This is a genomic window from Halobellus sp. H-GB7, assembly GCF_030848585.1.
Classification (GTDB): domain Archaea; phylum Halobacteriota; class Halobacteria; order Halobacteriales; family Haloferacaceae; genus Haloquadratum; species Haloquadratum inordinatus.
In genome coordinates this window covers 323,957-347,601 of sequence record NZ_JAVDDW010000001.1, presented here as the reverse complement: position 1 = coordinate 347,601, position 23,645 = coordinate 323,957, and the positions used below count along the sequence as shown (strand labels likewise).

The following is a 23,645-nucleotide window of genomic DNA, read 5'->3' as shown; positions in this document are numbered from 1 at the left end:
CCGCGGGTGTTGAGTGATTCGGCTTCCCACGACGCTCGCGCGGAGATGACTCCGAGCAGTGCAGTCGAGCGCCGGCGGTGCAGTCGAACGCCGAAGCCGAAGCACCGATCAGTCGTCCGCGCTCGACGTGACCGCCGCAAGCGACGCGTCCTCGACGCGGTCGACCGACGAGCGGTTGCTCGTCGGGTCTTTCTCGACGGTCACCAGATCGTCGGCGGCCGCGACGAGTTCGTCGTCGTGGCTCACGATCAAGATCTGCTTCACGCCGAGGTTCCGCATCTCCTCGACGAGATCGACCAGCCGGGAGACGTGCCCGGAGTCGAGAAACACCGTCGGCTCGTCGAGGATGAGCGGCGGCATCGGGGCCGACCCCTCGATACCCTCCGCGAGCAGCCGGTAGATCGCACACCGCAGCGAGAGGTTGAACAGCGCGCGCTCGCCCCCGGAGAGCTGTTCGGGTTCGAGCGCGGTGCCGTCCTTCTGGAAGACCGTCAGTTCGTACTCGTCGTCGAGCCGGATGCGCGAGTAGGCGTCGTTGCCGTAGACGAGATCGAACGTCTCGTTGAGCATCCGTTCGAGCGTCTCGACGTTCCGCCGCCGAAGTTCCGCGCGGAGGTCGCTGTAGGTCGATTCGAGCGTCGAGATCTCCTCGTGGAGCGACTCCAGATCGTCGACCCGCGCGGCGATCAGTTCGCGGTCCTCCCGGAGCGATTCGAGTTGCGACAGTTCGCCTTTCACGCTCCCGATGCTGTTCTGCAGTTCGTCGCGGCGCTCGCGCAGTTCCGTCAGTTTCACCTCGACGTCGGACAGGTACTCCTCGGCGTCGGCCTTGTTCGTCCGTGCCTCCTCGATTCGTGACTCGTCGACCGCGTCGGCGAGTTCCTCGCGCCGGTCCCGCTTCTCCTGGAGATACGACCGTCGCTCGTCGTTTCGGTCCGCGATCGACTCCCGCTTCTCGCGGCGGCGGTCGATCTGGCCTTCGATCTCGTCGATCTGTGCGCGCAACTCTTCGACCCGGTCGAGTCGCTCGCGCGCCGCCTCGATCGCATCGAGGTCGCCCTCCAGCGCCGAGACGCGCTCGGCGGCGTCGGCTGCTGCGTCGGCCTGGCCCTCGGCCGCTTCGCGTTTTTCGGCCGCCTGCGATTCGAGTTCGGCGGCCTCCTCGCGGAGCGACCCCGCCTCCGCTCGGCGGTCCTCGGCCGCCGTTTCGGCGTCCGCGATGCTGTCTTCGATCAACGAGCGCTTCTCGCGCAGATTCCCCAATCGCGTTTCGGCGTCCGCGAGCGACTCGGCCGTATCGAGTTTCTCGTCGAGGGCTTTGCGTCGCTCCTGCAGCGTTTCGACGTCAGCTTCGAGCGTCTGGATCTGCGCTTCGTACTCTCCGATGGCGTCGACGTGGGGCGACCCCTCGACGGGCTGACCGCACTCCGGACACTTCCCCGCCGCCTGGAGTTCCTTCGCCTCCTCGAGGCGATCGCGGACGGAGTCCAGTTCCGCTCGGGCGTCTGCGAGATCGTCGCGGACTGCTTGCTGGTCCTCCTGCAGCGATTCGCGGTGGGCCGCCGCCTCGCCCACATCGATCGGTGCCTCCACGAAACGGGCCTGGAGTGACTCGATCTCGTCGTCGACTGTCGAGAGTTCCGCAGCGCGCTCCTCCGCGCGTTCTGCGGCCTCCTCGGCGGTCGATTCCGCGTCTGTAGCACGCTCGCGCACTTCCCCTGCGCGCGTTTCGAGTTCGTCGGCGCGCTCTCGCAACTTCTCGGCCTGGTTCGACAGCATCGTCTGGCGCTGGCGCGCTGCCTGCAGTTCCTCGCGGACGTCCGCTTCCTCGTCGTCGAGCGTCTCGCGGCGCGCGTCGATGGCGTCCGCATCGACGTGCCCGGAACTAGCCGCGTCGAGGTCCGTCTCTGTGAGTGCCGCATCGAGGTCGTCTTCGAGCGCGTCGATCCGCTCGCGCGCGTCGACGATCTCGTCCCGCAACTCCTCGCGCGTCGCCTCGCCGTCCTGAATCGTCCCGCGCAGTTCCTCGATGTCAGCGTCGAGGCTGTCGAGTTTCTGCTTCGTCTCCTCGTACGCCGAGAGCACCTCTGTCGCCTCCTCGTAGGTGTCTTCGGCGCGCGATTTGTTCTCCTCGAAGCGTTCGATCTCCGAATCGACGTCCGAGAGTTCGGTTTCGAGGCTGTTCAAGCGTTCGTGCAGTCCCGCGTCCTCTTTGGCCTCGATCTGGGAGTCGAGTTTCGAGAGCGCGCCGCGCTTCTCCGAGAGGACGTCTTCGACGCCGAGGCGTGCCTGGCCGGCGCGCTCGCGGTACTCCTCCAGTTTGCCGAGTTGCAGCAGGTCGTCGATAGTGTCCTGTCGCTGACTCGGCGTCGCGTTGATGAGTTTGTTCACCTCGCCCTGGCGGACGTACGCGCAGTTGACGAACGCCTCGGCGTCCATCCGGAGGAGGTCGGTGACGAACGCCCGGACGTCGGTGGCCCCGTCGACGGCGACGTCGGGGCCTTCGAGCGTACACGTCGCCGTCTGCATCCGCTCGCCGGAGCGGCGCAGGCGACGTTCGATCCGGTAGGTGTCTCCCTCGTGGACGAACTGGAGTGTGACCTCGGCCTCGTCCTCGCCCGTGGTCACGATGTCGTCGAGCGTCTCGTCGAGGGCGCGCGCGCCGTAGAGCGCGAAGAAACACGCCTCGAGCAGCGAGGACTTGCCGCTGCCGTTCAGGCCGTGAATCACCGTCACGCCGTCGCGGAGGTCGAGGTCGGCGTCGGCGTAGGGCTTGAAGTCCTGGAGTCTGATCCGTTCGAAGCGCATCTAGAAATCCTCCATCGTTACTTGAGTGTCACTCGGCGTCGCAGTCTCCTCCGAGTCGTCGTCTGTCGCCTCCTCGTCGGTCTCGTCGCTAGAGGTTTCGTCGCTAGAATCGTCGAGTGGGGGCGGAGCGGCCTCGTCGGCGGCGTCGCCAGTCGCGGATCCGGCGGCGTCCGCGGCGGCGACGTCGGAAACACCGTCCGTCGCGTCGGTGACGTCGGCAGCGCCGTCTGTTGGACCGGTAACATCGGCGTCATCCGTCTCGGAACCGCCGTCTGCACCGGACTCGGTCGTCCCAGCTCCGTCACTTCCGGAGCTCTCTACACCAGATTCGTCGTCCCCTCGCGGAGCGGCAGCGAACGCGGCGTCCGCTCCGTCCTCCAGGAGGTCGGTGACGCGAGATTTCACCGCGTCGCGGACGTTCGAGTCCGGCGTCTTACTCGCTCGGATCGTCTCGTCGACGTCGAGCGCGGCCGTCGAGAGTCCTAGGTCGCGAACGCGCTCGTCGACGGCGGCGTCGGGGTCGGCGAAGGAGACGTCGATCTCCGCGTCGGTCTCGTGCTCGCGGCGGTCCGTGACGCGCGCGATGAGCGCGCCGCGCTCCGTGAGAGACTCCTCGATCGCCGCGGGCGTCACGGGCTCGCCATCGCCGGTCACCTCCACGACGACGACCGCGTCTGCGACCTCGCGCTGACGGAGTTGCTCGCGAACGCGCCCCGGTCCCTCGCCCGCGGCCAACTCCACGCTGACGAAGACGAACGAGCGGGTGTCGAGCGTGCGTCGCCGGATGTCGACCGCGTCGTCGAACGTCACGAGGTTGTACCCGCGCGCGTCCTCCTCGGCGGCGCTCGCGCGCTCGGTCGATCCGCAGTAGGTGACCCACGTGTCGTCGACGGTCTCGGTCCCCGGCGCGTGGTTGTCGCCGAGGAGGACCACGTCGAAGTCGACGTTCGAGCGATCGAGGACCATCTCGGTGTCCCAGTTGGCGTGGGCAAAGGGCGTGAACAGCCCGTGGCTCACGAGCGCGGCGGAGGCGGCGTCGTGTGGCTCGAAGTCGTAATCGAGTTCCTCCCGTCGCGACTCGGGCACGTGGTCGAGACCGTAGAAGGCGGTGTCCTCGACGACTCGCGGGGCCGCTCCGAGTCGCTCCGCCAGGCCCAGGTTCTCGAAGAGGTCGAGCCACTGGCCGCCGCGCGTGGACTCGTGATTCCCGACGACCGCGAGAAACGGAATCTCGGCGTCGTCGAGTCGCCTGAGAATGCGAATCGTTCCGAGGAGGTCCCGGAGTTCCGGGCGGCGGTCGTGGAACAGATCGCCGGCGTGGACGACGGCGTCGACGCCCATCTCGACGGCGTCGTCGATCACCTGCTCGAACGCGTCGAGGAAGTCCTTGCGCCGCGCCGAGGAGTGGTACTGCTGGTACCCGAGGTGGGTGTCGCCGGTGTGGATCACCCGTGTCATCTGCCCGGGTCTTGACCGCTGCGTCCTAAAACGGTTCCGCGAGCGGAGTGAAAGTGGTCGCTGTCGGACGACAGCGGACAGTCGGCGTCGGAGGCGACGCCGGCGGATCGAGGACTGTCATCGTGGCCTCTCAGGGCGGTCTCGAACCGCCGGAGCGTCGCGCTCGCGGTTCGTCCGCGGCGTGCTAATTCGGCTGTGCCACACCGCGTCGCCGTCCGGACCGCGGCGTCGAGCGCCGACAGCCGACCGGCAGCGACGAATCTCGCGCCCGCGCACGCACACGATACCGCACTTTCTGCGTCGGAGATTACGTCCTCGGCGTCTTCGGTGTCGGCGACCACGGCTTCCGCACCGACAAGTCCGGCTTCGGGACCTTCGGCGTCACAACCAGGGTCGGGCGCAGTGGGCGTCAGTCGGGCGGGCGCGGACCCCTCTGTGAGCGCACGGAGCGAACGTCGGACGGACTCGGGCGACGGTTCTGACACGGCGTCGATGGCGCCGCGTTGCTACTTGAACTTCCGGAGACTCTTCGTAGGGATGATCGTAAGTCCGCATAGATTTCTCGCCGGACGGTACGGCGGGAATCTCCGAACAGTTACGAGAATCCCTATCAGAGGTTCAGCGTGTACAGCCGCTTGCGGGCGTCGGTGAACGAGAAGCGCGAGTCGACGACGCCGGCGTCTTCGAGTCGCGAGAGCGCGTAGCGAACGGTCCGCGGCGGGAGAAGCGTCTCCTCGGCGAGTTGGCTCTGGGTCAGCGTGTCGTTGTAATCGAGGACCTTGGCGACGAGTTTCGCACTCGGCGGCATCTCGCGGACCGGGTCCCAGCGGTCGGTCGACTCCTCTTCGGGGGCGAGTGCCTCGGTGGTGCTCATTCGTATCTCTCACTGGGGAATGTAGACTGATAATATTTACTGTATCAAAATATGCATCTTGTTAATTATTCTGTCCGAGGGACACAGCTCGTTCTGCCCCGATTCGACGCATCATTGCCACCGTTACCGGCGAATGAACGAATAACGGGTCTCCTTGCTCGTTCGGGTACGTTCGGAGGCCGCCGGAGAGACAGCGCTCCCACAGCGCGGCGGATCCGACTATGGTACGGCTTCGCTCACCCGAAGTCTCTTATGAAGCCACATCCTACGGAGGGTGATGACTGACACTGTGGACGACGTCGAGCTCCCCTACGACGAGGAGGCGGCGTCGCAGCAGGAGAAGATCCAGGCGCTCAGAGAGCGCCTCGATATTCTCGAGTCCCAAAACGAGGAGATGCGGGACAAGCTGCTGGACGCGAACGCCGAGAACAACAAGTACCAGCAGAAGCTCGAGCGGCTCACGCACGAGAACAAGAAGCTCAAGCAGTCGCCGCTTTTCGTCGCCACCGTCCAAGAGATCACCGACGACGGCGTCGTGATCAAACAGCACGGCAACAACCAGGAGGCGCTCACCGAGGTGACAGACGAGATGCGCGAGGACCTCGAACCCGACGCGCGCGTCGCCGTCAACAACTCGCTTTCGGTCGTCAAGCGTCTCGATAACGAGACCGACGTCCGCGCCCGGGTGATGCAGGTCGATCACAGCCCGGACGTCACCTACCAGGACATCGGTGGCCTCGAAGAGCAGATGCAGGAGGTGCGCGAGACCGTCGAGATGCCGCTGGAATCGCCCGAGATGTTCGAGAAGGTCGGCATCCAGCCGCCCTCGGGCGTCCTGCTCTACGGTCCGCCGGGCACCGGCAAGACGATGCTCGCGAAGGCCGTCGCCAACCAGACGGACGCGACGTTCATCAAGATGGCCGGCTCCGAACTCGTCCACAAGTTCATCGGCGAGGGCGCAAAGCTCGTTCGCGACCTCTTCGAGGTGGCCCGCGAGAACGAGCCGGCGGTCCTCTTCATCGACGAGATCGACGCGATCGCCTCCAAGCGGACGGACTCGAAGACCTCCGGCGACGCCGAGGTCCAGCGGACGATGATGCAACTGCTCTCTGAGATGGACGGCTTCGACGAGCGCGGTGACATCCGCATCATCGCGGCGACGAACCGCTTCGATATGCTCGACGAGGCGATCCTCCGCCCCGGCCGCTTCGACCGCCTCATCGAAGTCCCCAAGCCCGGCCAGGAGGGTCGCGCGATCATCTTCCAGATCCACACGCGCGATATGAACGTCGCCGACGACGTCGACTTCGACCGGCTGGCCGAACTGACCGGCGAGGCCTCGGGTGCCGACATCAAAGCGATCTGCACGGAGGCCGGGATGTTCGCCATCCGCGACGACCGGACGGAGATCACGATGGCCGACTTCGTCGAAGCCTGGGAGAAGATCCAGGCCGACGCGAGCGCCGACGGCGACGCGAGCCGCGCGTTCGCCTGATTCGGCGGCGTCTCTCCGGGCTTCTTTCTGCTGTTCAGAATCGACGGGGCGGAGCTGTGCTTCGATTATCGCCGACCACTGTCGGCTACTGTCGATTACTCGCTGTTACCGTCGTCTTCGGCGCCTCGAAGCATCGCGACCGCACGGCGCGTCGTCTCGGTGGCGTCGTAGCCGCGCTCGCCGTAGACAGTCGTCTCGGTGAGGAGCCCTGCCGCGCGGAACTCACCGAGGAGGCCGTGAAGATCCGACTCACAGAGGTCGTAGGAATCGAGGAGTTCGACCACCGAGAGCGGGCCGCGATCGGCGAGTTCGACGAGCAGTCCAAGCGAGCGGTCGTCGTGTGCGGCCGTGGCGACGCGTCGGACCGCCTCGGGGACGGCGCGAGCGGCGACCGAAAGTGGCGCATCGTCCTCGACGGTCAACGCGTCGTTGGGGAGGTACCGTTCCTCGCCAGTCTCCGGATCGCGCACGCGACTCGATTCGGCCGAGCGCTTGACCAAGAGATACCGATCACCGGCGTCATCGCGGACGGTCTGCATAGTCGTGACCTGGCCCGAGCGGCGCTTATCAGTTGCGCTGGCGGACGCGATCACTGATGTTCGTCCGGACCGGCGCCCGCGGTATCGGCGTCCGCGTTTGCCGCACCGGCAGAACCTCCGTCTTTCGCCCCGTCAGAGTCTGTATCTACCGCCCCGTCAGCAGCTGCGTCGGGCGTGCTCTCGTCGCTGTCTGCGACGTGCTCTTGGTACGTCCGATAGAGGTCGTACGTCCGGTAGAGTGCGAAGAGGCCGACGACGACGGCCCCGCCGCCCCAAGTCCACTGACTACGGAACGCGATGAGCAACAGGCCGAGGCTGACGCCTGCGAGCGCGACGTTGGCGTAGATGACTGTGGCCCAGAAGAACTTCGCGAGGTCGCCGTCGACGTCGATGCCGGCGGCATCTTCGTCCCCCGACGTCTCGACCGACGGGATAGAAACGAGGTCGTTCTCGGGGTCTCCCCACCGGTCTTCGGGGTTGGGCTCGTTCGGTTCTTCGAGCCACTCGTCGAAATCCGTCGGCACGGTCGACTCGAGGGGCGGGCGCCGCAAAAACAGTTCGTTCCGCCGAAAGAGAGCGACGAGCGGGCTAACAGTACTCGGCGAGCGTCACCGTCCGGGCCGCTTCGACCCACGCGAGCGGATTCTGCGGATCGTAAAACACGATCCCGCCGTCGACCTCGTAGGACTCGACGTCGTCGAGTCCGTTCGCTTCGCCCAGGCGCGCTGGCGCGGCTGGCGACCGATCCGTCCGCTCGGAGTCTGCAGGGTCGACCATCGTAGCCTGTGGTATGACATAACACACTATAGGTCTTGCGTCCGATCCGGAACCCGTCGCGGAGAAACCGACGATCCGCCGAGACGGTCGGCGGAAGGATGATCATAGGGACTATCGTAAGTCCTCGTAGATTTCTCGCCGGACGGTACGGAGAGAATCTTCGAACAGTGACGATAATCCCTATCAGTCGAGGGGCGGTCGGCAAGAAGACGAGGCGTTAGCGAACGTAAATGGCGGAATCCGGGTACACGCGACGGACACAATGCCGAAGCTTTTACTCGGGAATGCCGAAAGCGCCCCTATGGAACAGGCAGGGCTTACGGACGACTGGGGGGGCGGTGGCGACGACACCGCCGACGACGCCCGGCCGGACGCGGAAGCGGTGGCCGTCGCCGGCAACGGCACACAGCACGTCTCGGAAGTCGTCGACGCCGAGGACATCCGCTTTCCCGACGCCGACGGCACGGTCGAACTGATGGTGACGCAGGTCAACTACTCCGTCGAGGGCAGCGGCCGTCGGGAGTATCCCGTCCTGCACGTCTTCGGTCGGACGCCCGACGGCGAGACCGAACACGTCCGCGTGCTCGGGTTCGAGCCGTACTTCTACGCGCCGACCGAGACGCTCGACGACGACAAACTCGACAAGGACGTCATCACGCGAACGGAGGAGGGCTACGAGAGTATCCGGGGTGAGGAGCTGACGAAGATCTGCACCCGGACGCCGCGGGACGTCGGCCAGATCCGCGACGAGTTCGAACACTACGAGGCGGACATCCTCTTTCCGAACCGCCTGCTCATCGACAAGGACGTCAAGAGCGGTATCCGCGTTCCCGAGCGACGTCTCGGTGACGGCGGCGACGGTGGCGACGATAGTGACGGGAAAGCAGATGCGATCCAGATTCCGCACGACGAGATCGAACCCGTCGAGGTCGAAGCGCCGCTGCGCGTGAACACCTTCGACATCGAGGTCGACGACCGTTCGGGCTTCCCCGAGGACGGCGAGGAACCGATCGTCTGTCTCACCAGCCACGACTCCGAACGCGACGAGTACATTGCGTGGCTCTACGACGCTCCGGAAGCCGCCGCGGGCGTCGACTCTCCTGACGACCTCGACGCGTACGAACCGCTGCGCGAGGACACCGACATCGACGTTCGATCCTTCGAGCGCGAGGATGCGATGCTCGACGCGTTCCTCACCTACATCGAGGAAACGGATCCGGACGTACTGACCGGTTGGAACTTCGAGGACTTCGATATGCCGTACCTCCTCGATCGAATGGAAGTCATCGATCCGACCTCGGAGTACGACCTCGACCCCGCGCGGTTCTCCCGCATCGGCGAGGTCTGGCGCAGCGGCTGGGGCGGCCCGAACGTGAAAGGCCGCGTCGTCTTCGACCTCCTGTACGCCTACAAGCGCACGCAGTTCACGGAACTGGAGTCCTATCGGCTCGACGCCGTGGGCGAACTCGAACTCGACGTGGGGAAAGAGCGGTACGCGGGCGACATCGGCGACCTCTGGGAGCAAGAGCCCGAACGTCTGCTGGAGTACAACGTTCGCGACGTCGAACTCTGCGTCGAGATCGACCGCAAACAGGACGTCATCGCCTTCTGGGACGAGGTGCGGACGTTCGTCGGTTGTAAGCTCGAAGACGCGACGACGCCGGGCGACACCGTCGACATCTACATTCTCCACGAGGCGCACGGCCGCTTCGCCCTCCCGTCGAAGGGCCAGGCCGACGCCGAGGACTACGAGGGCGGGGCCGTCTTCGATCCGATCACCGGCGTCAAAGAGAACGTCACCGTGCTCGACCTGAAGAGCCTCTATCCGATGTGTATGGTGACGATCAACGCGTCGCCGGAGACGAAGGTCGACCCCGAAAGCTACGACGGTGACACGTTCCAGGCACCCAACGGGACGTACTTCCGACGCGAACCGGACGGGATCATCCGCGAGATGATCGACGACCTCCTCGCAGAGCGCGAGGAGAAGAAGGCCCTGCGGAACGAGAACGATCCCGATACGCCGGCCTACGAGCAGTACGACCGCCAGCAGGCGGCTGTCAAGGTGATTATGAACTCGCTGTACGGCGTCCTGGGCTGGGATCGGTTCCGCCTCTACGACAAGGAGATGGGTGCTGCCGTCACTGCGACGGGTCGTGACGTGATCGAACACACGGCCGAGGCCGCGAACGAACTCGGCAAGGAAGTCATCTATGGCGACACCGACTCGGTGATGCTGGAACTCGGCGGTGACGTCAGTAAGGAGGAAGCCATAGAGCAGTCCTTCGAGTTGGAGGAGTACATCAACGACTCCTACGACGAGTTCGCAGCGCGGGAACTCGACGCCGAGGAACACCGCTTCCAGATCGAGTTCGAGAAGCTCTATCGGCGGTTCTTCCAAGCAGGAAAGAAAAAGCGCTACGCGGGCCACATCGTCTGGAAGGAAGGGAAGGACGTCGACGACATCGACATCACGGGCTTCGAGTACAAGCGCTCGGACATCGCGCCGATCACCAAAGAGGTGCAAAAGCGCGTCATCGAGATGATTGTCCACGGGGAGGAGACCGACGAGATCGCCGACTACCTCCACGAGATCATCAGCGACTTCGAGTCGGGCGAGATCCCCGTCGACGAGATCGGCATCCCCGGCGGGATCGGCAAGCGCCTGGACGCCTACGACACCGCGACCGCGCAGGTCCGCGGCGCGAAGTACGCGAACGAGTTCCTGGGGACGAACTTCGGGCGCGGGTCGAAACCGAAGCGGATCTACCTGGAGAAAGTCCATCCCTCGTGGTTCCGGCGGATGGAAGGCGAGGAGGGATTCGATCCGCAGCGCGATGTCCTCTACGGTGAGTTCAAACGCGATCCCGACGTCATCTGTATCGAGTACGACGACCAACTCCCCGAAGAGTTCGAGGTCGACTGGGACGTGATGCTCGAAAAGACGCTGAAGGGACCGATCGCGCGGATCATCGAAGCGCTCGGAATGTCGTGGGACGAGGTGAAATCCGGGCAGGAGCAGACCGGACTCGGCAGTTTCGTCTGACGCACGTCAGCAAACGCGACCGACAGGAACCTCACGTACCCACATTCGGTTTCGCAAAACGCAAATATATTTTCCCCACAATAAACTGTGTACTGGGGAATGCGTAACCATTATGGGTGCCAGACCCTACTTTAGGGACACGAGGCAACGAAACAACGATGGCTACACTCGAAATCAAGAACCTCCACGCGAACGTGGCGGAGGAAGGCGGCGAACAGATTCTTCGTGGCGTTGACCTGGAGGTCAAATCCGGCGAGATCCACGCGATGATGGGTCCAAACGGGTCCGGGAAGTCGACGACGGCGAAGGTCATCGCCGGACATCCCGCCTACGAGGTCACCGACGGTGAGATCCTCCTCCATCTCGACGAGAACGACGTCGACGCGGACGCCCCCGAGGACAAACTGACGTGGGATCTTCTCGAGCTGGAGCCGAACGAGCGCGCGGCGCTCGGTATCTTCCTCGGCTTCCAGTACCCCGCAGAGATCGAGGGCGTCACGATGACGAACTTCCTCCGGACCGCACTGAACGCCAAACTCGAGGAACGCGAGGAACTCTTCGAGGACGAAGACGAAGCCGAAGAAGCAGCGGGCGAAGAAGAAGACGCTGGCTACGAGACCTCCCCGATGGAAGGTCCCGCCGACGAGGGCGAGGTCGGCGTCGCCGAGTTCCAACAGCTCCTCAAAGAGAAGATGGAGCTGCTGGATATGGACGAGAAGTTTATGCAGCGCTATCTCAACGCCGGCTTCTCCGGCGGTGAGAAGAAACAGAACGAGGTGCTGCAGGCCGCGATCCTCGAACCGTCGATCGCTGTCCTCGACGAGATCGACTCCGGGCTGGACATCGACCGCCTGCAGGACGTCTCGGCGGGAATCAACGCCCTCCGCGACGAGCAGGGCACGGGCGTGCTCCAGATCACGCACTACCAGCGCATCCTCGAGTACGTCGAGCCCGACCACGTCCACATTATGCTGGACGGGAAGGTCGTCAAGAGCGGCGACGCGTCGCTGGCCGAAGAACTCGAAGACAAGGGGTACGACTGGGTTCGCGACGAGGTATACGGGACAGCCTGATACGGACAGAGATCTAAGCAACCAAACACAATTATGAGCTCCGAACAAGATCACCTCAAAGAGACGGACACCGAGGCTCGCTTCGACTTCAAGAAGGAGGAGTCCTCGGCGTTCCAGACCGAGAAGGGCCTGACCGAAGAGACGGTCCGCGTCATCTCCGAGGACAAAGACGAACCCGAGTGGATGCTGAACCGGCGCCTCCGCGCGCTGAAGCAGTTCCAGAAGATGCCGATGCCGACCGACTGGCCCGGCCAGCCGGACCTCTCGGAAGTCGACATCGCAGAGATCGTACCTTACATCCGACCCGACGTCGACGTCCGCGCGGGCGTCGACGACTGGACGGAACTCCCAGACGAGATCAAAGACACCTTCGACAAACTCGGCATCCCCGAGGCCGAGAAGAACGCGCTCTCGGGCGTCGGCGCCCAGTACGAGTCCGAGGTCGTCTACCAGAATATGCAGGAGCGCTGGGAGGAGAAGGGCGTCATCTTCATGAATATGGACAAGGCGGTGCAGGAGCACCCCGACATCGTCCGCGAGTACTTCATGACGAAGTGCGTCCCCCCGAGCGACAACAAGTTCGCCGCGCTCCACGGCGCCGTCTGGTCCGGCGGCTCGTTCGTCTACGTCCCCGAGGACGTGACAGTCGAGATGCCCGTGCAGGCGTACTTCCGGATGAACTCCGAAGGGATGGGCCAGTTCGAGCACACGCTCATCGTCGCCGAGGACGGCGCGGAAGTTCACTACATCGAGGGCTGTTCGGCCCCGAAGTACTCGGCGTTCAATCTGCACTCCGGCGGCGTCGAAGTGTTCGTCGGCGAGGACGCCCACGTCCAGTACTCCACGGTGCAGAACTGGTCGAAGAACACCTACAACCTCAACACCAAGCGTGCGATCGTCGAAGCCGGCGGCCGAATGGAGTGGATCTCCGGCTCGATGGGCTCGAAGGCGACGATGCTGTACCCCTCGACCGTGCTGAAGGGTCCCGGCGCCTCCGACAACCACATCACCATCGCCTTCGCAGGCGAGGGCCAGAACATCGACACCGGCGCGAAGGTCTACCACAACGCGCCCAACACCAAGTCGACGATCGAGTCCAAGTCGATCTCGAAGGACGGCGGCCGGACGAACTACCGCGGTCTCGTCCACATCGCCGACGGCGCGTCCGATTCCTCGACCTCCGTCGAGTGTGACGCGCTGATGTTCGACAACGAGTCGACGTCGGACACGATGCCGTATATGGAGATCAACGAGTCGAAAGTCGACGTCGCCCACGAGGCCACCGTCGGCAAGATCGGCGACGAGGACGTCTTCTACCTCCAGTCGCGCGGCCTCGACGACGACGACGCAAAGCAGATGATCGTCTCGGGCTTCATCGAGCCGATCACCGAAGAACTGCCGATCGAGTACGCGGTCGAACTCAACCGCCTCGTCGAACTCGAAATGGAGGGGAGCCTCGGGTAGTATGAGCGGCGCACAACTTCCCGCGAACCTCTCTGCGGAGACGGTCCGAGAGATCTCCGAGCAGCGCGAGGAACCCGAGTGGCTACTCGAAGCGCGACTCGACGCCCTCGACGCGCTCGAAACGCTCGATCTGCCGGACGTCATCCAGACGCCCGGCCGCCGCTGGACGAACCTCGAAGCGCTCGACTTCGAGTCGCTCGTCGACCCGCTCGAACAGGTCGACGAGACCGAGCGCACCGCCGACGAGGGCGTCGAGGTGCTCACGTTCACCGAAGCGCTCGACGCGCACCCCGACGTCGTCGAGTCCGCGTTCGGATCGACGATCGACCCGCAGGAGAACTACCTGACCGCGCTGTCGGCCGCGCTGTTCACGACCGGCACGGTCGTCTACGTCCCCGAAGGAGTCGACGCCGAGGACGTGACGATCCGCGCGGAGATGAACTCCCGATCGCTGTTCAGTCACACGCTCGTCGTCACCGAGGAGTCCGCGTCGGTCACGATCCTCGAGAGCATCGAGTCGGGTGCTGACGTAGAGGGCTCGCGGTACTTCTCGAACCTCGTCGAGATCGACGCCGGCGAGAACTCCTACGTCCAGTACGGGTCGCTGCAGAATCTGAACGAAGACACCTACAGCTACTCGCTCAAGCGAGCGGACGTCGGCACGTACGCGACGGTCAACTGGATCGAGGGCAACCTCGGATCGCGGCTGACTCGCAGCGACGTCGAGAGCGAACTCAACGGCGACGCCGCCGAGACGAAGATCGTCGGCGCGTTCTTCGGCCACGACGACCAGCACTTCGACGTCAACGCCCGCGTCTGGCACAACGCCGAACACACGACCGCAGATCTCGTCACCCGAGGCGTCCTCGACGACGAGGCGCGCTCGGTGTACGAGGGCGTCCAGGACGTCGGCCGCGACGCGTGGGACACGAACTCCTACCAGCGCGAAAACACGCTGATGCTTTCGGACGAGAGCGAGGCCGACGCGTCGCCGAAGCTGATCATTCAGAATCACGACACCGAGGCGTCGCACTCGGCGACTGTCGGACAGGTCGACCAGGAAGACCTGTTCTATATGGTCTCGCGAGCCATCCCGCCGTGGCGCGCGCGGAATATGCTCGTCGAGGGCTTCTTCGTCCCCGTCCTCGAAGAGATCGAAGTCGAGGAGTTCCGCGACGATCTCGAAGCCCTGATCGCCGCACGGCTGCAGTAACCGACGCTTTTACTTACGGTTCTTTCTCCCGCACTTTCTACGCGATCTCATTCTCTCGGACACTGCCCCGTCGGCGTCGTACAGCGAGGCCCCGGAGCCGATCCGCTCCACGCGACTGATCGCTCGTCGACGTTGCCGTCGGTGTCGCCGACGCCGAACTTTCCGGGCGGCACGGCCACGACGGCGACCGTCCGCACGCGGAAGTCGACGCGTTTGTTCTCTCCGAGTCGTTCGTCGACCCCATCGCCGTCGACGTCGAGCGCCACGGTCGTCCCGTCGCGGACGTACGTCGTCCGATCGGAGGCTGCTTCGACGGCGAACCGACCGTAAGCACCGCGGGATTCCACGATCCAGAGGTTCGTCGTGGCGACCCACGGGTTGAGCGTCGGCAGGATCGGGAGTCCGGCGGGGATCTCTCCGAGCGTCCCGTTAGTTGCGCGCGCGATGCCCTGCTGGGTCGCGTTCTCGGCGGTTTGGGTCGCCATCTCGCGGGCGACGTCGCGCGTCGTCGAGACCGTCTCGTCGACGACCGACTGGGGAACGCGGACCCGTTTCGACGTCGCTGCCCGACGCAGATCGACGCGGAGCGCCGTACGGACCCGATCTTCCGCTACCTCGCTCGAACCAGTGCCTGTCGTTTCAGCGACGGCCACTGTCGCAACCGCGCGAGCGAGGGACCCGTCGGTCGCCGCGACCGCACGCTCGCCCGGGCCGGCCCAGCGCGCGAACGCGCGGCGGACGACGGCAGTCCGCTCCGTCGGCGAGAGTGTCGTCTCGCGAGCGAGCGTTCGCTCCGTGCGTTGTCGAACGTGGCCCATCGAGCGGGCGACGTTCGACCGCAGTGCGTCGGTACGCTTTCGGAGTGTTGGATCAGCGTGCGTTTCGAGCGTCTGATCGGCGGTGACGAGCGCCTGCCCTGCAGTGTGTAGCGAGACGCGTCCAGCGTTCCCGAAGAGCGTTCGTGTGACGAGATCCGCCGCTTCGCCGTACGGGACGGCAAATACGTTCAGATTTCGGACGGCGAGACCGACGTACTGTTCGTCGTCGTCGATACCGTCGACGAGAGTTCCCTCGACCGGTTCGGGCGCGAGATACGCCGGGTCGCCGTCGGGGACGAAGACGACCTCTCCGCGTGCGCCTGCGGCCGTCCCGACGTCCCGACGCGGCGATGGCGGCTCGGGCGTGAGATCTGCGAGATCCTTCGCGCGTGAGGCCGCGATCCCTTTCGCGTCGAGCGCACGACCGATGCCGGTGTTTTGCTTCCGGGTCCGGTCAGCGCGGGCGTCGAGCGCAGCGAGTAGCTGGTCGAGATACGCCGCACGAGCGGCGACGCGGGTTCGGTCCGCGACGCCGTCGTAGGTTTCAGGCGCGTCGAGGAGTACGGCACGTCGGTCGCGGACGAGCGACGCGAGGCGCGCCGCACCGTTGGCTCGCCCCGTGGCCGCAGCACTGGCGTCGACCTCGACAGAGAGGTGCCGCACACGATCGCGGAGTCGCGCGACGTCCGCGTACACCCAGTCGGCGAGTTCCGCGGGCCGGTCGCCGACCATCGCGGTCGAGGCACTCGTCCGGCCACCGGTGACTGCACGGCGAGCGATCGCGTCGGGTCCCCCGAGGTCCGACACGAGCTCACGGCTGGCTGTGCGTCCCGCTCTGAGGTTCGGTCCATCGAGCGTCCCGCCGGATTCGAAGAGCGGTCGGACGGGGCGGGCGGGCGCTCTCCCGCCACCGAGCCGGCCGGTCGCGGTCACCCGGACACGGGAGACGTCCCGCCACGACGCGGACGTCGTTTGTGGTGTCGCATTCACCTTGACCCAGGTCCGATCCACTCGCCGGTGCTCTACGACGCGTCGGGTTGCCGTGTAGAGCCGCCGCGTGCCGATCCCCGTTCGAGACACAGACCGCGACTGCCCACTTCCGGTGACGGCGACGTCAGTCGAGACGTCGGAGTAGACGAGCGTCCAGTTGGGACCAGGTGCGCGTGGGGCGGGTCGCCGGCCGTTTCGGACCGTCCACGCCTCGGCGTCGATGGAGACTCTCGCCCGGTAGCCGTCTCGCAGGACGGCGTCGAGGGTGTCGGCTCCGCGCGTCCCACGGAGCAGTGACAGAAACGCCTCGTCGGCCGTGCCGTTCACACCCACCGAAATCGATCGGGTCGCCGGCAACGACCCAGATCTCCCGTCGGAATCCGCGCGCTCGGCGTCGTTGGGACTCGGAAGTTGACCGGTCACTGCCGACACGACACGCGGGTCCGTTCTCGGGCCGAGGAGGTCGGTCGCGCCGGTCTGCAGCGTCGCCGCGCGAACCCCAGCGGCAGCGTCCGGATCAGCTCTACCGAACGCCGCCCGCTGGGCGTCGAGGAGGCCGGCGTTCGTCGAGAGCGCGACGTGGCGGTTCGCCACGACGTTCGAGATCGGTAGCCCGCCGTACTGACCGAGGCCACGGGCCTGCGCCATCGCGGTGACGCCAACCGTCGTCCGGCGAGCGAGACCCGGTGCGTCGAGTGGGTCCGCGTCCAGGCGTGCCTGGAACGCTTCGGTTCGGTCGTGCAGCGCCAGGACGGGGACGCCGACGGTCATCGTCCGGTCGCGCTGGCTGGTCTCGACGACACGTCCGTCCCGTTCGATCGTCAGAGCGACGTCGTGGACCGTCACTCGCAGTTCCGTTCCGTCGTCGGCGCTCGCGAGCGAGACGTGACCGAGCGCGTCCGGAACGGTCTCGACGGACGCCCCGAGCGATGCCCGCGCGGCGCTCTGCCCTCGGCGGTGTTCGACTGCCGCGACAGCATCACGAGCAGCGAGGAACACGCGAAGTCGGAGGTAGCGACGGAACGTCTGCGAACCCGCGAGCGCGCGTCCGGCCTCGGTGTCTGCTGCGATGGTCACGGGGTCGCGAGCAGCCGCCCGCGCCGCATCCCGAACGGCGCCGCGGAGTGCGGCGGTCACCTCGGCGTCGACGCGATCGGCGACGACGTCAGCCGAGCGGTCGATCGGTTCGGGACCCGGTGTCGCGAGTGAGGCCGCGAACGTCGAACTGCCAACGAGGAGCAGCACGCCGACGAGGGCGAACGGGACCCGCGCGCGGTCGTCGTCTGCGAGCCGCATCAGCGAGCCTCCGCCGAGGGGTTCCAGGTACGAACGATGATCCGAACTGAAGACACGGACACCGACTCCGCGGCCGCAGCCGGCGTGTCGTATCGGCTCCGTAAGTCTGCAGTCACCTGCCGGGCGAGCGCGTCAGCGACGCAGGCGTTCGCGGCATCGGTGTCTTCGGTCGCGAGCGGGGCAGACAGCGACGTGTTCATTTCGGCTTCGAGGCGCGCGTACCGATATCGAACCAACCCAGCGGCCGGATCGTCACCGCGGAGCGTGACGTGCGCGGGGCCGGGCGGGACGAGTACCTGCACGGTCCGGTCGGCGACTGCGCGGCCGAGTGTCTCGAAATCGGTCGTTTCTGACGCAGCGAGCGGTGCGACCCCAGTCGGGACGACGAGCGTCGCCGTGTGGACGCCATCGATGGGCGGTCGAGGACCGACGCCGACAGCACCGCCGACCGGCGCGTCGGGATACGGTCGCCACACTGCGTCGATCCGAGCGGTCGCGCCGGTTCGAGCGCGGACGGCTTCCCGCACGGCCCGGCGGAAGTCCGCGCGGGTCCGCGTGAGTGGGGCTGCCTCGGGATCTGAGTCCGCCGAGTCCAGGGTGACGCCCGCAGTTCCCGTCGCGGCGCGAGCGAGCAATCCGGCGAGGCTCCCGTGCGCAGTCCGGTCGAGTTCGGGCGAGTCGAGAGGCGTTTCGGCCGCGTTCCCATACCGTGGATCAGCGTCGTCGAGGGCACGAACGCCGGGGGCGAGCGAGTAGGTCACCTGTGCCGTCGTCGTCGCGAGCGCGTCGGCGACGGCGTCGGCCTGTCCAGGGTTCTGCGGTGGCGACTGCTCGACACTCACCAGACCGAAGACGGACGCGGAGACGAGGAGCAGACAAACCACTGCGTCGAGAGCGGCGTTCATCGCCACACCCAGACCCGTAGCTGACCCCACTCGACGTCGCCGTCCCCCATCGCAACGCTCACCGGCCGGGCAGCACTGTCGGCGTCGCTGCCGACATCGTGCGGCGGCCGACGGCCGTTCGTCCAGCGCGCGTTCTGTGTCGTGAGCACGACCGCGACGCGGTAGCCGTCTGGCGCGACCCTGTCTGCCCGAACGAGGCTCACGGGAGAGACGACGCCGCCACCGTGGATCTCGCCGTAGACGCGGTCGAGCGTCGGCTCTGCGAGTTCGTTCGCCGTCTCTGACGGCGTCACGGCACCGAGTGTGGTGGCGTACAGCGACAGGCCAGCACAGACCGCGAAGAGCGCGACGAGCGCCACTATCGGTGACGTCTGGGCCCGTTCGGCCGCCCTCGCCTCGTTACGCATCGACGAGCACCACGTCGACGTCGTCCCAGGTCGTCCGGCGAACGATCAGCGTTCGATCCACGACACGCCACGGCGCCTCCGTCGCGTCGGCTCTGGCGCTGACGACTGCCTGTCGGAACGCCGCCGGCGAGCGGAACGCCCGGTCGGGCGGCGTCCCGTGCAGCACCTCCCGAAGCGGCGAGTCGCCGGCGGGGACAGGAGTAACGGGGCCGAACGCCACCGTCGCGTGAGCCGTCCCCGCGTCCGAGCGGAGTCCGACGCGGCGCGTCCCGAGCCGGATCTCCTCGGCGTCGAGCGGGTGCTCGCCAGTCGCGGTGTACTCTGCGGCCGCGACGCGGTCGATCGTCGCCGCGACGGCTCCTGCGTCCGGTGGCGGGGCAGTCGGAAGTCCGGTAGCGGCACCGACGAGTGCGACGCCCGTCAGCGACAGGCCGATCCACGCGTACCACGCGTCGAGTGTGAGGTCGAACATAGGGCGGCTGGTGCCGTCTCCGTATATAAACGCTCGCCGCCGCGGAGCAGTGCTGGTCGGCGTCCCGAAATTGTGCCCCGGTCAGAACAACATCGACGCCCCGAGAAACGCCGCGAGATACGCCACCGTCGCCGACAGCAGCGCCAGTCCGACACGGTACCCCACGAGCGTCCGATCGAGACCGCGGTCCAGTCCCGTCGCCACGACAGTGAGAATAGCCGCGAGCGCGAGAACGTACAGGCCGACCGCTGCGCCGAGCAGCGCAGGGTCGAGCGTCGTCGCCCCCGGGGCTGCCGATCCAGCAATCGACGAACGGCTTGCGGCTGACGCGCCCAGCGACTGCTGGCCCGCGCCGACGCCGGATGCGGCCATCTGTGTCGCCATCGCCACGGTCGCGCCGCCGACGAGCGGACCGAACAGCGCCGCGGTGTGTCCGAGTGTACCCGTGATCGCTGCGAGTTCGCGGCGTGCGTCGGCCTCGACGCGCCGGAGTTCGGTCAGATGATCGGCCAGCGTGACGAGTGTCGGACCGGCAGGTCGGCCCTCTCTGGCTGCGACCGCTAAGAGCGATGCCGTCGCGCGGGCCCGCGGGCTCGGAACGTGTTCGAGTGCGCCGTGCGCCCCGAGGAACGCTCGGTGTACGCCGACGCGCAGACGACGTTGGACGCCCGCCGCGGCGTCGAATACCTCGCTCGTCCGTCCAGTCGTCGCGTCGGCAGCCGACTCGATCGCCGTCTCGACGGATTCCCCGGCTCCGACGCGACGTCCGATGACGGCTGTCGCGTCCGCGAGCCCCGATTCGACCGCGGTGACGTCGCGGCGGACCGCCGCCATCGGGCGGTAGTACGCGGTGAGACCGGCCCCGAGAGAGAGCCCCGCGGCACCGACTGGTGTCGCCCACGGCGCGACGAGCGACCCAACAGCGGCCCCGAGGACGAGGCCACCCGACGCCGCGGCGACCCCGCGCCACCGCCCGGACGGCACGTCCGGATGCCCGGTCGTCACGCGCGGCGGGGCGAGCGCGATCGGACGTCGAAGCAGGAGCCAGGCCCCGGCAAACACCAACCCTGCCGGGAGGACGACGTCGTAGAGGCCGACGAACGCCACCGCCGGTACTGACACCCCGCCAGCACGGGCGGCCGGCAACACGCCGACGAGTGCGAGCGGCAGGAGCACGCCGAACGCGTAGATTCCGCTGGCCGGACCGCGAATGTCGCCTGCGAAGGTCGCCATCTCGGTTCGCGCCCCGTCGAGCACCGTCTCCAGTGCGCGATCGAGCGCGTGGTCACGTTCCTCCGCGGGGGCGTCGGAGGCACTCAAGAGCAGCGACGTCGACCGTTCGAGCGCAGGGAACCACGAGTGCCACTCCGCGGCGAAGCCGCCGAGTCCCGCAGCCGGGCCGGCGCGCGTCCGGTCGATGTGTGCAGCGAGGCTCCGAGCGAGTGGCCCTTCACCGGTCTGGGCCGCGAACGTGGCGGCGCGTTCGGGCGCTGCTTCGAGCCGAAGCCGAAGGGCTGCGCGGGCGACGAGTCCGGGTGCGTCGCCGAGAGCCCGCGACCGTCGGAGTGTCGCGGCCGCGACGGGGAGCCGGTGGACGAGGTGAGTAACTCCGAGACCGAGGCCCGCGGCCGCCGAGGCCGCGGCCACGAACGGGAGTGACGGGACGGCGAGTACGACCCCACACAACACGAGGATCGTAGCAAAGGGGGCGAGCACGTACCCGGCCCGGACGACCGTCTGGGCTCGAAGGTCGCTCTCGAGGAACGCTAGCGACCGGTGAAGCTCTGCTGTCGGCTCGACGTCGCTTGGATACCAACGCGCGAGTCGGCGTGCCGCACGAACGACGCGGTCGTCGGTCGCCGACATCAGCGACCTCCGCGCTGGGACGGGCGTAGATCGTCGGGGGCTGTCAACCCCGCGGTGGCGAGTCGCTCGAAGCGACTCGCGCGCCGGTCGAGCAGCGAGAGCAGGTCGCCGTAGGACTCGTCCCCGTGGCAGAGCCGCTCGAACAACGCGCTGTCCCCTCTATCCAGCGAACCGGTTCGACGGAGCGTTCCCGATTGCCGCTCGAAGAGCGAGACGAACGTGGTGTCTCCGTTGACAGCGCGGACTTCCTCGATGGCGTCGACGTAGCGTGCGTCGCCGTCGTGAGTGCAGGTGACGACGAGGTCCGTCGCACCGAACGAGGACGGTGGGACACCGAGATCGGAGACCACGCGCTCGCGGACGGCAGCCGCGGAGTCGCCGTGGATCGTTCCGAGCACTGCGTGCCCGTGCGCGCCGACTCGCATCGCCTCGTAGAGCGCACCGGCTTCCTCACCGCGGACTTCGCCGACTGCGAGCGCCCCGTCGCCGAGCCGAAGCGCCGCGCGAAGCGCGTGCGTCGGAGAGAACGAACCGCCTATCCCGGTGCCTTCACCCGACCCTCCTGCGTGGCCGTCGGTGTGGAGCGCTTGCACGTCCCGGCCGTGCGCACGGAGCGCTTCGACCGGGAGCTCCGGCGTGTCTTCGATGCTCACGAGCCGCGTCGTGTAGGGGAGTTCCCAGAGAAGCGCCCCGAGCAAGGTCGTCTTGCCGGCACCGCGCGTCCCGGCGACGATCGTTGCCGCCCCGCGCTCGATCGCGAGCGAGAGAAACGCCGCAGCCGCCGGTGAGAGCGACTGGGCGGCGACGAGACGCGCCAACGTCCAGGCTTCGTCGTCCCGCGCGCGAAAGGCGAATCCGACGCCGTCGCTCGCGGGTGCCGTCACGCCAGCCACCCGGATCCGGCGACCCGTCTCCGCGACGACAGACGCGTCGAGCGTCGGCGAACTGCGGGAAAACGCGCGGCCACTCTCGCGACGGAAGCGTGAGGCGAGTGACGCCGCGCCGCCGGGCGTCAGCCGGAGGTTCGTGGGGACGCGCTCGCCGTCGAGGACGACTCTGACGGGCGAGTCAGTCACCGGGGCCGAGACGACGACGTCCGAGACTCGCTCGTCGGCGAAGAGGTGCTCGAAGACGCCGAGTCCGCGAGTGTACCGGTCGAGCGCCGTCGAGAGCGTTTCGACCGGGTCGGCAGGGCTGGCGACGCGTCTAACGGCTCGGCCCGCGGCACGCGGTCCGCCGCTAACGGACCCGTTCGCGAGCACGCCGTAGGCGGCCGCCAGGGTCGACGTGGCGGCGGCGTCGAGTCCGTGTGCGACCGGACCGAGGTGGTATCGCGTTCCGTCGACAGTGTCGTACACCCGGACGTCCGCGCCGGTCGGCAGTTCGTACGTCTCTCGTGGAGAGGCGTCAGACGGCGGCTGGCGAGCCACACGCGCACGAGCGATCGTCGGCCCGACGAACGCGCTGAGGATGCCAGCGTAGTCGTCCCCGTCGCTGACAGATTCGAAGTCGTCCGCTCCAAGGCGAGCACCCGCGCGCGCAACCCCCTCTGCGAGTCCTGATTCGGCGGCGATTCGTGCGACGGCACCCGCGCGTCCGGTCGCCCGCCGAGCGGCCGCGAGCGGGTCTCGACGGGCCCGCTCGGCCAGCGACTCGTCGTGGAAGCGAACGCGCTCGACGAACCGACCCGCGGCGAGGAGCAGCCCCACGGATTCGTCGGTGTACGTCCGTTCGCGTCCATCGGATCGCGTCCTGACGGCGTCCACGTCGTGGTCGGTTAGTGCCGCGACGACGGTTGCGCGACACCCCGGACGTGACTCGAGAACTCCCTTGCCGGGGCACGCGGAAGCGTCGACGACGAGTTCCCGGCGATCGGCAACACCCGTGCCAGTCAGTCGTTCGATCGACGGCTGGCACCGACAGCCCTCACCCATCTCGCCTGGATCAACCCCACTGGCCACCGGTCCCGATCCCTCGTTAACGGGGTTCGGTTGGTCTGGCTCCGAACCGAGTCCGAGAGCAGCGACATCGGGAAGCGACGACGTGAGGCGACTGAGAGACGGCTCGTCGCCGAGGACGGAACCGAGGTTGAGCGACATACGACGGGTGGCCGCGTCACGGTATATAAAGAATCGGCCGACGGC

The 23,645-nt window shown here is 66.9% G+C and carries 18 protein-coding genes; 5 read left to right on the top strand and 13 right to left on the bottom strand.

Annotated elements, in window-relative coordinates:
- Positions 1-108: 108 nt before the first annotated feature.
- The 4 genes from rad50 to RBH22_RS01860 all read right to left on the bottom strand — a co-directional run bounded on the left by rad50 (position 109) and on the right by RBH22_RS01860 (position 5,140).
- The gene (gene rad50 / locus RBH22_RS01875; RefSeq protein WP_306676373.1) at positions 109-2,808 is read right to left on the bottom strand and encodes a DNA double-strand break repair ATPase Rad50; all 2,700 of its coding nucleotides are present in this window, start codon (positions 2,806-2,808) and stop codon (positions 109-111) included.
- Positions 2,809-4,266, bottom strand: a complete 1,458-nt coding sequence (mre11, locus tag RBH22_RS01870; protein ID WP_306676372.1) for a DNA double-strand break repair protein Mre11 — start codon at positions 4,264-4,266, stop codon at positions 2,809-2,811.
- Positions 4,263-4,751 carry a hypothetical protein gene (locus RBH22_RS01865; protein WP_306676371.1) on the bottom strand — a complete coding sequence of 163 codons (489 nt, stop codon included), beginning with the start codon at positions 4,749-4,751 and terminating at the stop codon, positions 4,263-4,265. The genes mre11 and RBH22_RS01865 overlap by 4 nt, the downstream gene beginning before the upstream one ends.
- A gap of 125 nt (positions 4,752-4,876) precedes the next feature.
- On the bottom strand, positions 4,877-5,140 hold the full coding sequence (locus RBH22_RS01860; RefSeq protein ID WP_256288016.1) for a helix-turn-helix domain-containing protein: 264 nt from the start codon (positions 5,138-5,140) through the stop codon (positions 4,877-4,879).
- A gap of 277 nt (positions 5,141-5,417) precedes the next feature.
- On the opposite strand from RBH22_RS01860, the gene RBH22_RS01855 reads away from it, so the two are divergent.
- Positions 5,418-6,635 carry a proteasome-activating nucleotidase gene (locus tag RBH22_RS01855; RefSeq protein ID WP_256288015.1) on the top strand — a complete coding sequence of 406 codons (1,218 nt, stop codon included), beginning with the start codon at positions 5,418-5,420 and terminating at the stop codon, positions 6,633-6,635.
- 95 nt (positions 6,636-6,730) lie between these two features.
- On the opposite strand, the gene RBH22_RS01850 is transcribed toward RBH22_RS01855, so the two are convergent.
- The 3 genes from RBH22_RS01850 to RBH22_RS01840 all read right to left on the bottom strand — a co-directional run bounded on the left by RBH22_RS01850 (position 6,731) and on the right by RBH22_RS01840 (position 7,951).
- Positions 6,731-7,174: a hypothetical protein gene (locus RBH22_RS01850; RefSeq protein ID WP_256288014.1), complete on the bottom strand. Its 444-nt coding sequence runs from the start codon at positions 7,172-7,174 to the stop codon at positions 6,731-6,733.
- 50 nt (positions 7,175-7,224) lie between these two features.
- Positions 7,225-7,698, bottom strand: a complete 474-nt coding sequence (locus RBH22_RS01845) for a hypothetical protein (protein ID WP_306676370.1) — start codon at positions 7,696-7,698, stop codon at positions 7,225-7,227.
- Between the two features lie 64 nt (positions 7,699-7,762).
- Positions 7,763-7,951: a hypothetical protein gene (locus RBH22_RS01840; RefSeq protein ID WP_256288012.1), complete on the bottom strand. Its 189-nt coding sequence runs from the start codon at positions 7,949-7,951 to the stop codon at positions 7,763-7,765.
- Positions 7,952-8,252: 301 nt separating this feature from the next.
- On the opposite strand from RBH22_RS01840, the gene RBH22_RS01835 reads away from it, so the two are divergent.
- The 4 genes from RBH22_RS01835 (at position 8,253) to sufD (ending at position 14,747) form a co-directional block, all read left to right on the top strand.
- On the top strand, positions 8,253-10,997 hold the full coding sequence (locus RBH22_RS01835) for a DNA-directed DNA polymerase (RefSeq protein ID WP_306676369.1): 2,745 nt from the start codon (positions 8,253-8,255) through the stop codon (positions 10,995-10,997).
- A 158-nt stretch (positions 10,998-11,155) separates the two neighbouring features.
- Complete coding sequence (locus RBH22_RS01830; protein ID WP_306676367.1) at positions 11,156-12,070, top strand: ABC transporter ATP-binding protein; 915 nt, start codon at positions 11,156-11,158, stop codon at positions 12,068-12,070.
- A gap of 33 nt (positions 12,071-12,103) precedes the next feature.
- Positions 12,104-13,534 carry a Fe-S cluster assembly protein SufB gene (gene sufB, locus RBH22_RS01825; RefSeq protein ID WP_121568047.1) on the top strand — a complete coding sequence of 477 codons (1,431 nt, stop codon included), beginning with the start codon at positions 12,104-12,106 and terminating at the stop codon, positions 13,532-13,534.
- A gap of 1 nt (position 13,535) precedes the next feature.
- Positions 13,536-14,747 (top strand): Fe-S cluster assembly protein SufD, encoded by a 1,212-nt coding sequence (gene sufD / locus RBH22_RS01820; RefSeq protein WP_306676366.1) that lies wholly within the window; start codon positions 13,536-13,538, stop codon positions 14,745-14,747.
- Positions 14,748-14,794: 47 nt separating this feature from the next.
- On the opposite strand, the gene RBH22_RS01815 is transcribed toward sufD, so the two are convergent.
- The 6 genes from RBH22_RS01815 to RBH22_RS01790 form a co-directional block, all read right to left on the bottom strand.
- A complete protein-coding gene (locus RBH22_RS01815; RefSeq protein WP_306676365.1) occupies positions 14,795-17,851 on the bottom strand; it encodes a hypothetical protein in 3,057 nt (1,018 codons plus the stop codon).
- Entirely contained in the window at positions 17,851-18,756 is a 906-nt protein-coding gene (locus tag RBH22_RS01810; protein WP_306676364.1) for a hypothetical protein, read from the bottom strand. The genes RBH22_RS01815 and RBH22_RS01810 overlap by 1 nt, the downstream gene beginning before the upstream one ends.
- Positions 18,753-19,163, bottom strand: a complete 411-nt coding sequence (locus RBH22_RS01805; protein ID WP_306676363.1) for a hypothetical protein — start codon at positions 19,161-19,163, stop codon at positions 18,753-18,755. The genes RBH22_RS01810 and RBH22_RS01805 overlap by 4 nt, the downstream gene beginning before the upstream one ends.
- A complete protein-coding gene (locus RBH22_RS01800) occupies positions 19,156-19,635 on the bottom strand; it encodes a hypothetical protein (RefSeq protein WP_306676362.1) in 480 nt (159 codons plus the stop codon). Before RBH22_RS01800 ends, RBH22_RS01805 begins: the two co-directional genes overlap by 8 nt.
- 81 nt (positions 19,636-19,716) lie before the next feature.
- Positions 19,717-21,501: a type II secretion system protein gene (locus RBH22_RS01795; RefSeq protein WP_306676361.1), complete on the bottom strand. Its 1,785-nt coding sequence runs from the start codon at positions 21,499-21,501 to the stop codon at positions 19,717-19,719.
- A complete protein-coding gene (locus tag RBH22_RS01790) occupies positions 21,501-23,600 on the bottom strand; it encodes an ATPase, T2SS/T4P/T4SS family (protein WP_306676360.1) in 2,100 nt (699 codons plus the stop codon). Before RBH22_RS01790 ends, RBH22_RS01795 begins: the two co-directional genes overlap by 1 nt.
- Between the last annotated feature and the right edge of the window lie 45 nt (positions 23,601-23,645).